The 11,109-nt window shown below is 69.5% G+C and carries 10 protein-coding genes; 3 read left to right on the forward strand and 7 right to left on the reverse strand.

The window, feature by feature from the left end:
• The first annotated feature begins 181 nt into the window (after nucleotides 1–181).
• Together OIC96_RS23190 and OIC96_RS23195 are read left to right on the forward strand one after the other, a co-directional pair.
• Complete coding sequence (locus OIC96_RS23190; protein ID WP_406501833.1) at nucleotides 182–2,233, forward strand: RICIN domain-containing protein; 2,052 nt, start codon at nucleotides 182–184, stop codon at nucleotides 2,231–2,233.
• The gene (locus tag OIC96_RS23195) at nucleotides 2,185–2,316 is read left to right on the forward strand and encodes an RICIN domain-containing protein (RefSeq protein WP_330305987.1); all 132 of its coding nucleotides are present in this window, start codon (nucleotides 2,185–2,187) and stop codon (nucleotides 2,314–2,316) included. The genes OIC96_RS23190 and OIC96_RS23195 overlap by 49 nt, the downstream gene beginning before the upstream one ends.
• A 198-nt stretch (nucleotides 2,317–2,514) precedes the next feature.
• Here OIC96_RS23195 and OIC96_RS23200 read toward each other — a convergent pair whose 3' ends face one another.
• The 5 genes from OIC96_RS23200 to OIC96_RS23220 form a co-directional block, all read right to left on the reverse strand.
• Nucleotides 2,515–3,474 (reverse strand): RNA polymerase sigma factor, encoded by a 960-nt coding sequence (locus tag OIC96_RS23200; RefSeq protein ID WP_330305986.1) that lies wholly within the window; start codon nucleotides 3,472–3,474, stop codon nucleotides 2,515–2,517.
• 133 nt (nucleotides 3,475–3,607) lie between these two features.
• Nucleotides 3,608–4,969 carry a carotenoid oxygenase family protein gene (locus OIC96_RS23205; protein ID WP_330305985.1) on the reverse strand — a complete coding sequence of 454 codons (1,362 nt, stop codon included), beginning with the start codon at nucleotides 4,967–4,969 and terminating at the stop codon, nucleotides 3,608–3,610.
• Nucleotides 4,970–5,042: 73 nt separating this feature from the next.
• On the reverse strand, nucleotides 5,043–5,756 hold the full coding sequence (locus tag OIC96_RS23210) for an alpha/beta fold hydrolase (protein ID WP_330305984.1): 714 nt from the start codon (nucleotides 5,754–5,756) through the stop codon (nucleotides 5,043–5,045).
• A 124-nt stretch (nucleotides 5,757–5,880) separates the two neighbouring features.
• Nucleotides 5,881–6,456 (reverse strand): hypothetical protein, encoded by a 576-nt coding sequence (locus tag OIC96_RS23215; RefSeq protein WP_330305983.1) that lies wholly within the window; start codon nucleotides 6,454–6,456, stop codon nucleotides 5,881–5,883.
• 161 nt (nucleotides 6,457–6,617) lie between these two features.
• Nucleotides 6,618–7,346 carry a DUF4232 domain-containing protein gene (locus tag OIC96_RS23220; RefSeq protein ID WP_330305982.1) on the reverse strand — a complete coding sequence of 243 codons (729 nt, stop codon included), beginning with the start codon at nucleotides 7,344–7,346 and terminating at the stop codon, nucleotides 6,618–6,620.
• Nucleotides 7,347–7,531: 185 nt separating this feature from the next.
• On the opposite strand from OIC96_RS23220, the gene OIC96_RS23225 reads away from it, so the two are divergent.
• Nucleotides 7,532–8,914, forward strand: a complete 1,383-nt coding sequence (locus OIC96_RS23225; RefSeq protein WP_330305981.1) for a helix-turn-helix domain-containing protein — start codon at nucleotides 7,532–7,534, stop codon at nucleotides 8,912–8,914.
• Here OIC96_RS23225 and OIC96_RS23230 read toward each other — a convergent pair.
• Together OIC96_RS23230 and OIC96_RS23235 are read right to left on the reverse strand one after the other, a co-directional pair.
• On the reverse strand, nucleotides 8,898–9,494 hold the full coding sequence (locus OIC96_RS23230; protein WP_330305980.1) for a hypothetical protein: 597 nt from the start codon (nucleotides 9,492–9,494) through the stop codon (nucleotides 8,898–8,900). The genes OIC96_RS23225 and OIC96_RS23230 overlap by 17 nt on opposite strands.
• A gap of 120 nt (nucleotides 9,495–9,614) precedes the next feature.
• Nucleotides 9,615–11,012 carry a phosphatase PAP2 family protein gene (locus OIC96_RS23235; protein ID WP_330305979.1) on the reverse strand — a complete coding sequence of 466 codons (1,398 nt, stop codon included), beginning with the start codon at nucleotides 11,010–11,012 and terminating at the stop codon, nucleotides 9,615–9,617.
• Between the last annotated feature and the right edge of the window lie 97 nt (nucleotides 11,013–11,109).

Consider the following 11,109-nt stretch of genomic DNA (forward strand, 5'->3'; position numbering starts at 1 on the left):
AAAACCGTGGAACCCCATGGAAACCCCTGCATTGCGGGGAAACCCGTGCACCGCATGGAAGCCCGTGCACTGCGTGGAACTCCATGGACCGGGGTGCGCTGTTCCCCTGGTGAAAGGAACGCCGTTGAAAAGATCCTGGGCGCGAAAGGTTTTCGCTTCGGCGACGGCCTTCGGCATAGGCGTGGCAATCGCCATCGCCTCCGCGACAAATGCGTCGGCGTATCAGCCGAGCCCCGCGAACTTGTATACGGCGGACAACACCGCCGCGTGCAACAAGAGCCCGTGCGTGCTCTACCCGAAGTCGGCCCAGCTGCCGGACGGCCGGCTCGTGGCCACGTTCGAGAACAGCCAGAGCGCTCCGGTGGGCCAGACGCTGCCCGTCTACAAGAGCGACGACAGCGGCACGACGTGGGCGAAGCTGGCCGACGTCAAAGCCCCGGCGTACCTGTCCAGCGACAGCGCGTACGCGAAGTACACGAGCAACTGGACCAACCCGTATCTCTACGTCCTCCCGCAGGACGTCGGAAACCTGAGCGCCGGCACGCTGCTGCTCGCGAGCATCGTCTCCGGCGACGACTACTACTACGAGGAGCAGAAGGCCGCCAACTCCAGCTGGACGCCGACCAGTGACGGCGACCGCAAGGACGTGGCACTCGCCCTGTACGCCAGCACGGACGACGGCGCGACCTGGAGCTTCGAGAACATCATCGCCGCCGGCGGCTGGCAGGGCGGCAGCGCGGGCAGCGTCGGCCGTGTCTCGACGGCCAACACCCACGCCCAGGTCGACCCCGTCTGGGAGCCGCACCTGCTCGCCCACAACGGCACGCTCATCGCCTACTACTCCGACGAGGACGACTACACCGGCTACGACACCAGCACCGGCGCCCCGACCCTCGACCCGGACAACGACACGGCGACGGACTCCGGCGGCCAGGTCCTCCTCCACCGCACCTGGAACGGCAGCAGCAGCACGTCCTGGAGCAGCCCCGTCGTCGACGTCCCGGGCTCCACGGTGAGCATGGGCAGCGGCAAGACGGAGATCGGCGGCGGCCGCCCGGGCATGACGACCATCGCCCCGACGACCGACGGCAAGTGGCTCCTGACGTACGAGTACTGGGGCGGCGGGACGAACGTCCGCTACCGGATCTCCGACGACCCGACGAAGTTCTTCTCGGCCACGGACGCCGCGATCACCTCGCTGCCCGTGCCCTCGGGCGGGAGCACGCTGTCCATCGGCGGCAGCCCGGTTCTGCTCCCGATGCCGGACGGGCGGATCGTCTACAACGCCGCCGGCAGCGGCGACGTCTGGGTCAACGAGTCCGGGCTGAGCACCGGCACGTGGAAGGAGTACAAGACGCCGATCGCCGCCGGATACAGCCGCACTCTCCAGTACGTCGACGGCACAGGACGCGTCCTGATCCTCCAGGCGTCCTGGAGCGGCACCAGCGTCGGCCCCGTGAAGTACGCCGAGGTCGACCTCGGCCGCTCCGACGGCGCCTACTACAGCCTCGTCAACCGGCTGACCGGGCAGGTCCTCGCCACCGCGTCCGGGAAGACCCAGGACGCGAACCTCACCGGGAACACCCCCGACCTCGTCCTGAGTGCCGCCGACTCCACGGCCGCCACCCAGCGTTGGCACCTGACCGCCAAGGGCAGCAACGTGACGCTGCTCAACAAGGCCGGGGGCCGCTCGGTCGCCATCTGGACCGGCACCGCGACGGCCGGGCAGAAGCTGGCCCAGTGGGTCGACGACGGAGCCACCGACAAACAGTGGACCCAGGTCTCGTCGTCGACCAGCGGGTACTACAAGCTCCGCTCGGTCCTCAACACCAGCCTGTACATGACCGGTTCGACGGCGGGCGGCTCCGTCACCGTGGCGGCGTCGACCACCGACGGCTCACAGGACTGGCAACTGGTCCAGGACCCCCTCCCCACGGACGCCACCTTCACCCTCAAGGGCAGCTACTCCGGCCGCTGCCTCGACGTCCCCAGCGGCCAGACGGGCGTCCAGGTGCAGATCTACGACTGCTCGGGCAACGCCAACCAGACCATCACCCAGACCACGGCCGGCGAACTGCGCGTCTCCGGCAAGTGCCTGGCCGCCGACGGCGACGGCACCACCGCGGGCACCAAGCTCATCCTCTGGGCCTGCAACGGGAAGTCCAGCAGAAGTGGGTGTTCCGGGTGGACGGCACCATCGCCAACCGCTCCAACGGTCTGGCCATCGACGTGACCGGCTGGGGCACGGCCAACGGCTCGAAGGTCGAGCTGTGGACCCCGCTGGGCAACGCCACCCAGCAGTGGAGCAGAAGCTAGCCGCACCGGTTCAGGAAAAGATTCAAAAGAGGGCGGCGCCACCGGATCCGATCGACCGGTGGCGCCGCCCTTCTCACCGCCTGCGGGCGGCCCCGCAAAGGGGGGCTTCGACCCGGACCTCTTCGAGGACGACGCGCCCATGGGGTCGCCGTCGATTGAGACCCCGGGTCAGCAGCCTCGGGTCAGCGGCCTCGGGGGTCAGCGGCCTGGGGTCTGCTTGTTGTCCAGGCCCTCGGGGAAGACCACCCGGAGTCTTTGCACCCTTCGGTTCTGGCGGAACATGAGCCAGGCGAGGGTCGGCGGGCAGGGGTCGGGGATACCGGCGGGGTTGGTGACGTCCATCTCCCAGATGGTGATGTCGCGGCTGGCCACTACATGGCGCAGGTGCTGGGTCACGCCCTTTTCCCGGGTCCGCCGCATGGCCGGGAAGGGATGGCTGCGCTCGCCCGGCGAGCTGAGGATGCCGACCAGTTCGGTCTCCGTCGGCCACAACTCCAGGATCTCGCTGGGCTGTCGGCCGCGCAGGGCGCCCTCCAGCGTGACCTCGGCCTCGTGCCGGCTGTCCTCGGTGAGACGGGAGGCATCGTCGTGGGCCTCCGTGGCGGTCGTCAGCAGCACCTGGGCCAGTTTTCCGCGGGCCTGGCTGAGCCTGCTGCGCACCGTGCCGACCGGTACCTCGCAGGCGTTGGCGATCTCCTGGTAGGAGGCGATGCCGCTGAAGTGCCGCAGCATGAGCACCAGCCGGAGCTGTTCCGGCAGCTCCTCCATCGCGTCCCAGATCCAGTCACGCATCGCGTGCTGTTCGACGACCCGCTCGGGGTGCGAGGACTCGTGGTCGCGAAGGTGCAGATGGTCCAGGCCGTCGAGGCCCGGTGTCTCCCGGGTGGCACGCAGGCGCATGCGGGAGCTGTTGCGCACGATCGCCCGCAGCCACGCGCCCACGGCCGCGGGATCCCGTACGTCGCCGATGCGCCGCAGCGCGGTCAACGCGGCGTCCTGCACCGCGTCCTCCGCGTCGTGGCCGTAGCCGAGCAAGCTCATCGCCACGGCACGCATCGGCGCCTGGTGGCGGGCCAGCAGCAGACCGAGCGCCGCGGTCTCACCGGCCTGGGCCCTGCGGGTGAGTTCCTCGTCCGTGGGAGGGCTGAGGGCTGTCATGTCGTGCGAACACCTCCGTGGCGACGAGTGACGCGTCATGGACCCTGTGGTGCGGGGTTCGGCCCGGCGGGGCTTCGGCGCACACCGCCGGGCCGAAGCCCCTGGACGTGCCGATGCGTGCATCATGCCCCGGTCATGAGAGCTCCGGCAGCCAGCTGCCGTGGAAACCGGCCGGGACGGGGTACGGCAGTTCCACCACCGCCTGGACGGAGAGCTCCCTGGCGTCGAGGACGAGCAGTTCGCCCGCCGCACCGTGGTCGTCCGAGACGAGCGACAGCAGCCAGCCCTCGTCCTCGCCGGTGCCGTACGCCGCCGGAGCGAAGACCGCCTCTCCCGCGTAGCGGCTGCCGGGCGTCCTGTGGATGCGGCTGGTGCCGCCCGCGAGGTCGTGCTTGACGATGCCGTCGCCGGAGACGGTGTACAAGAAGCGGTGGGGGCGCCCGGTGAGGCTCTCGTTGTGGGTGGGGAACTCGGCCTCGCGGTCGTCCAGCCGGGACTCGGTGACGCGGCCGGCCACCGGGTCCAGCGTCCAGCGGTACAGGACGGAGGGGCCCTGGGAGTGGCCCGGTTCCGTCACCCCCGCCAGGCCGTTCGGCCCGGTGGGGCCGCCGATGTCCGACCAGGCGCGCTGGAAGCCGGCGGGGTCGTAGCGCACCGCGTCCAGCACGATCCGCCCCTGCGCGTCCTCGTGGGCGTTGCCCACGTGGAAGACGTAGCAGGGATCGATGTCGTACCACCTCACCTCGGTGCTGCCGGGTGTGCGGGACATGATCCCGAGCCGGGCGCCGTAGCCCTCGTCCCATCGGTAGGGCATGCCGCCGCGTCCGGCCAGGGTGGGGTCGAAGACGACGGGGAGGTCCATCCAGACGATGTGGTGCTCGGTGATGGCGAAGTCGTGCATCATCGTCGGGCCCGGCACGTCGACCGGCCGGCTGTCGAGCAGTTCTCCCTCCGCGGTGACCCGGTGGTAGGTGAGGTACGGCGGGGCGAACCCGGTCCCGAACAGGTGCAGTTCGCCCGTGACCGGGTCCTCCTTGGGGTGCGCGGTCATCGCGGTGGTCAACCGCCCGCTGAAGTCGTACGGCCCGACGGTCTCCAGCGTGTCGGTGACCCAGTAGGGAAGGCCCACCTCGCACAGGGCCAGCACGGTGTCCGCGTGCCGGATCACGTGAGTGTTGGCGGGCGTCGCGGCCAGGTCGACGGTGGAGTCCTCGCGGATGAAGGGGTGTCCCTCCAGTTCCCGGGTGCGGACCCACCGGTTGCGGTACCACTCGGCGCGACCGCCGCGCAGCCGGATGCCGTGGAGCATGCCGGGGCCGGTGAACCAGTGGCCTGGGTCCTCGCCGGGCAGCGGGTTGGGGCCGTTGCGCAGATAGCGGCCGTCCAGGTCGGGCGGCAGCGAGCCCCGCACGGTGAGATCGGCCGCGCTGTACTCGTCGGGGACCGGGGCGAAGCGGCCCCGGACGTAGCGGGGGAGAGTCGTCTCGTCGGTCATGCCGCCGGCCCGGGTGACCGGACATCGCCGGGTGCAGCAACGGCGTAGGCACGCAGCCCCTCGCGGAGGCTCCTCATTCGGTGGCCCCCGAGGAGACGGCTGACGCGGCCTTCTTGACGATCGCGACGACCTCACCGGGCTTGGACACGTACACGGCGTGACTGCCGCCGGTCTCGGCCACCGTCGCGCCGGCCCGCTCGGCCATGGCGCGCTGGGCCGGCGGCGGGATCATGCGGTCGTCCGTCGCCACCAGATAGAAGCTCGGCTTGGCGCGCCAGGCCGGCTGGGTGACGGTGCCGCCCAACGCGTCCACGCCCCAGGGCACTTGGGAGTCGGCGAGGAACCGGGCCTCGTCGGAGGGCAGGTCCCCGGCGAAGGACGCGGCGAACTTCTCCCGGTCGAGGAAGAGGAACCCTCCGACGGGCGCCAGGATCGGCGGAACCGGCGCTCCGGGCGGCGGGTCGGCGATGAGGGTGCTCACCGACTCGTCCTTGTCGGGCACGAACGCCGCGACATACACGAGCGCGGTCACCTTCTCGTGGTTGCCCGCTTCGGAGATCACCGCGCCGCCGTAGGAGTGCCCGACCAGTACGGTCGGACCGTCCTGAGCGTCGAGGATCCGCCTGGTGGCGGCGACATCGCCTTCGAGGGAGAGGGTGGGGTTCTGGACGACGCCGACGTTGTAGCCGTCCGCCCGAAGCAGGTCGTAGACCCCCTTCCAGCCCGATCCGTCGACGAATCCGCCGTGGACGAGAACGACGTTCCTTGCTTCTGGGGCGGTACTCATGGCTTCTGGGACGGTACTCATGATGGGCCGGCTCCTTCGGTGTGGTGAGTTGTTGGTCGCGAGGTCGCGGAAGTCATGCGCTGCGAGAGGGCGACTGGGACGGCCTGTTGGGGCCTATGGAGGCCTATTGGGGAAGAGCCGTCACCGGTGCCTGGTTCTGCAGCCGCGCCTGGGCCCGGGCCGGCCAGACCTTCGTGAAGACGGCGGGGCCGGCGAGGCCGATGACATGGGCGGCGATACCCACCCAGGCCGGGGCGTCCACCGCCCCGCAGACGGCCAGGCTGACGCCGATGAAGGTGAAGCCGGCGCCCCACACGCTGGTGATGTGGTTGTTGACCCGGATGAACTCCGGCATGTCCCAGTACTCGCGCGGTGTCTGGCGCTTGGCGATGCCCAGCGTGAAGGGGCGGCGGATCGCCAGGGTCCCCCAGGCGGTGGCGGCCAGCCAGGCGAAGGAGACGACGTCGGTGTGGTCCGCCAGGGCCGAACCCGGATCGGCGACGGAGACGGCGCCCACCACGACGAAGTACACGATGGTGCTGATCTCCAGGACCAGGGCGTCGGAACCGACCCCCCGACGCCGGTCCTGGAGGAGAAGCAGCAGCCCCGAGACGAGACCTCCGATCGCGCCCCAGCGCCAGTCGAACGACGAGACGACGCCGGCGATGATCCAGGGGATGAATCCGCGCAGATAACCCATTGAATGTTCCTTGGTGACAGGAAGTGGACGGCTGTGGAGGGGTGTTGATCCGAAGCCGTTCGGTGACCGACTCCGACTAGATGCAGGGCGAGCGTCGAAGTTCGAACCTTGGAATGTGACGCTCGTCACAGCCACTCTGCCGTCCTGACTCCCTCCAGGCGTCACCAGGTGACGGCGTCATCCATCGACTGCTGCCAGTACGTGACTTCGAGCGAGTCGTCGACGTAGACGCCCTTCGCGGGCAGCGACGGGTGAGCGCCCGCGCCGACGCTCTCGTTGCCGGAGCGGCCGCGGAAGTAGACGGCCAGGGACTTCTCGGTGTGGCCGTTCGAGCCGCTGCCGTCGGTGGCGGACAGGCTCACGGAGGCGTAGCCGGACTCGCCCGGCTGGAGCGTGACGACTGCCTGCGGCTGCGACTCCTCGATGACCGGAGGAACGGCCTGGGCCTCGCCGAAGCGGATGGCCGGGTAGCCGTAGAGGTAGCAGGTCTTGCCACCGGTGTTGGTCACCGTGAGCAGCATGTGGTTCACGGGGCGGTTCAGCGGGGCCGCGACCGTCTTGGTGTTGGACCCCTCGCAGGTGACCGGCTTGCCGGAGGAGACGGGCGTCTTCGACGCCGAGGTGTCCGTGGCGGGCCCGGTAGTGGCGGTGGCGGGCTTGCCGCCCGAGGAGGCGGAAGAAGAGGAGGACGAGGGGGAGTTGGATCCGGAGCCGGATCCGGAAGTGGAAGTGGGAACGCCGGAAGGGGAGTTCGCGGTCGTGGTGGTGGCCGAGGCGCCCTCGTCACGGGCCCCTGTTCCGTCGTTGCACGCGGTCAGGGAGAGCGCGGCGAGAACGGCGGTCGCGGCGGCGCTGACAAGACGAGTGCGGGAGGCGCGGAGGTTGGACATGTGGCTGTGCCCCTTCGGTGTTCGGGTGGGGGTGGTGATTGGATGACCGAAGCTTGTGAGGTGATCCGTCCCAACCGCCACGCACGGCGGGCAGTTGGGGACGCTGGAACGCCGAAACGCGCTCTGACCAGGGAGAATGCAGTGGCCCTGGAACGCGCGACTGGAACACGGGGATAGGGGAACGGGTGTCAGCGGCAACAGGGGCCGAGGAGACGGAGGCCTTCGCGCGGCTGCTGCGCGAGCTCAAGGACCGCTCGGGGCTGAGCTACGGGGCGCTTGCCAAGCGGCTGCACATGAGCACGTCGACACTCCACCGCTACTGCAACGGCACCGCCGTGCCGATCGATTACGCACCGGTGGAGCGCCTCGCAAGGGTCTGCCGGGCAACGCCGCAGGACCTGGTGGAGCTGCACCGGCGCTGGATCCTGGCGGACGCGGCACGGAGGCGCAGGGCGGATCAGGTCGCGCCGACGGGTTCGGCTCAGGGGGCCGCCAGTTCGGCCGGCTCGGCTGATGCGACCGATTCGGCTGATGCGGCTCATGCGGCTGAAACGGTTGAGACGGTGGATCCAGGGTCAACGGCATCGCACGGACAGGGCGAGGGCGAGAACGGTGAGCCCGTTGTCGTAGACGCGCCGCGGGACCTCGCACCGCCCCGTCGTCCCCATAGTCGTCGCACCGTGCTGATCGCCTCCGTCGCGGTGGCCGCCGTGCTGGGGGCTGTCGTGCTCGCCGTGAACCTGCCGTCCGGCGGCGCGGGTGGCCGACGGGCGGCGGGCGACACCGCCGTGATCACCGGCACGGTGGACGCCGGGAAGCCGTCCGCCGCTCCGTCCCCCAGCGCGAAGGGACACAAGCCGTCCGCATCCGCCTCCGCGTCCCCCACCGAGTCCGAGGGGGCCGGATCCGGCACTTCGAAGGGTGGCGGCAAGCAGGGCGCGGCCCAGTCCACCGGCGACGGCGCCACCGACGCCGTACCGCTCACTGTCGGCACCCGTCCCTACGTCTACGACGACCCGTGCAGCCAGCACTTCCTGGTCGACAGCGAACCCGAACAGGTCGGCCCGCCGGCGAGCGAGCAGGACGCCCCGCGCTGGGCCGCCGCGTACGGGGCGGTGTCCTCGGGCGAACAGCGGATCGCCCTCACCGTCCAGGGCACCGGCGAGGAGACCGTCGTCCTGGAGGCGTTGCACGTACGCGTCCTCACCAAGGGCGCGCCGCTCGCCTGGAACGACTACTCGATGGGCGTCGGCTGCGGCGGTGGCGTCGGCACCAAGTCGTTCGACATCGGCCTCGACAACGGCAGTCCCACGGTCACCGTCAAGAACGGCCAGCGCGACTTCCCGTACAAGGTCAGCGAGTCCGACCCGGAGGTCTTCTACGTCAACGCCCACACCGAGGCGCACGACGTCCGCTGGGACCTCACCCTGGACTGGTCCAGCGGCAGCCGCCGTGGCACCGTCCACATCGACGACAACGGCACCCCGTTCCGCACCAGCGCCGACGCGGACCGCCCGGGCTACGACTACCCGCTGGGCGGCGGCGAGTGGATCAAGCGGGAGAGCTGACCGCCTCGTTCCTCACCCGGGCTCGGTCGACGGACCACGCGACCAGAGCCACCAGCACAGCCACTCCGGCCGCGTACACCGGCAGCCACAGGGTCGTGGTGGCGGACAGGCAGTCGGCAACGGCGGCGTGGCTCTGGACGTCCTGCGCGTGAGCCAAGGCGGCACTGTCACGGCCGGCCAGGTTCGCCAGCGCCGCCTCCGTCCGGATGCTCTCGTAGGCGCCCAGCGCGGGACACCTGTCACGGGTGCCCGGCATCGGAAACAGCCACGCCCAGCGCTGCAGTATGGGGGCCAGTGCGATCGATGCGCACAAGCCGACGACCAGCGAATACGCCGTCAGATTCCGTGCGTACTCGGATCGGAGGCCGGGCGTCCACGTCGGCAGCCGGTAGAAGGAGAAGATCACCGCGAGAAGCGTCACCCCGATGTAGGTGGCGAACCACTGCCACGAACCTTCCGCGAGTGCGGCCGCCAGCACGGCGGCGAGGGCGATGCCGATGACCCCCGGCGCACCGGCAACGTCATGACCCGCGCTGGTGGATGCCGAACTCCGGGGTCCTCGCGGGCTGGAATCGTTCACGCTCTCTCCTGCCTGGTTCGGCTCTCAGCATCCAGGCGGATCGCGCCGTCGACCCGCTGCCATGCCGGACGGGCCCGAAAGCCTGGCCCGGTTGGCGGGGCTTCCGCTTCCGGCAACGCTTCACGCCAGTTCGAGTTGCGATTCCGGTTGCCGCGCTGGTGCGGGCTTCGATTCCCACAGTTTGGTGGTCCGTACGTAGCCGTAGATCACCGAGGTCAGCGCCAGAATGAGAAGGGGTCCAGATGCCCACTGGTGTCTGGCCATCTCCATCGGCAGATAGCGATAGGACACCAAGAGCGCGGCGAAGACCGCTGCACCGTAAGCGACCAGCTGGATTCCTGATCGGTCCCAGCCGTGGTCGTGCGCGCGCAGAGCCGCCTCGATCGTGAGCGCGAACACCGCGCCGGCGATGAGGTCGGCGCCGTAGTGGTAGCCGAATCCCAGCGTTGCGCAGAGCGTGGCGATCAGCCAGAACGTGCCCGCGTATCGCAGAATCCGTGGGCCCGTGCGGGAATGAACGAAGATCGCGGTGGCCCACGCCGTGTGCAGGCTGGGCATGCAGTTGCGTGGGGTGATCTCGTCGAACGGCATCGGGTGCGGGGTAGTGAGCGGCGGCGGCGTCTCCGGCCACAGGTCGGCCGCCGCCCAGTGCCCGTTGGGCGGCGTTTGTGCCCACAGGCTGACCGCCGCCCAGTGCTCGGCGCCGGTGCCGTAGGCGAAGACCGGTCCGACCACCGGGAAGATCATGTAGATGGCCGGCCCGAGGAGGCCGATCGCCAGAAAGGTGCGCACCAGATGATGGCGCGGGAAGCGGCGCTCGACCGCCACGTTGCGCAGTTGGTACAGCGCGACGACGACCGCGGCGACCGCGAGCTGACCGTAGACGATGTCGAGAAAATTGAAGCCGATCGGGCCGGTGGCCTCGACGATCCGGCCCGCCGGCCACGACGGGTTGCCCAGCGCGTGATCGACGGTTGCCACGTACTGGTCGAGCACAGTTGGGCGGGTCTTCGAGGTGACGAGTAGCCAGGTGTCGCCGGTCTTGCGGCCGGTCACCAGCAGCAGGGCCAGCCCGACGCCCTTCAGCAGCAGGACGCGTTCCCGGCCGGTGCGGCGCGTGACGGCGATGACCCCACAGCCCAGAATCACCCACAACGCGCCGTTTCCGAAGGGCTGGCCATCGGTCGTCCTGGCGTCAACCGCCCACCGCACCAGCGCGAAGACGACGTCGATACCGATCGCGGCACCAGCCGCGATGAACCGCTGCCGCCAGGTGAGCACCACCATCATCAACGCCATACTGGCGTACAACAGCGGCCCCGATTTGGGGGCGAATATCACCTCTTGCACCTGGTTGGTCATCGGCCCGGGCAGGCCGTAGCGACGCGCGGCGATCTCCAGCATGATGAGGAATCCGAGGGCCGCCACGCCCACCACGGCCCAGAGTCTCGCCCGTGGTTGGCGCCATCCGGAGAAAGTAATTCCGTATCTTATTCGTGCACATATCTGCGATTTCATAAATCTCACTTTTCAGTAGATATGCTGATTTTTACTGAGCAGTTGATAATCGCGCAATCGCATTGTTTCCGGTGAGGGGCGGGCAGTGAAGCGTCGC

The organism is Streptomyces sp. NBC_00775, assembly GCF_036347135.1.
GTDB lineage: Bacteria > Actinomycetota > Actinomycetes > Streptomycetales > Streptomycetaceae > Streptomyces > Streptomyces lutosisoli.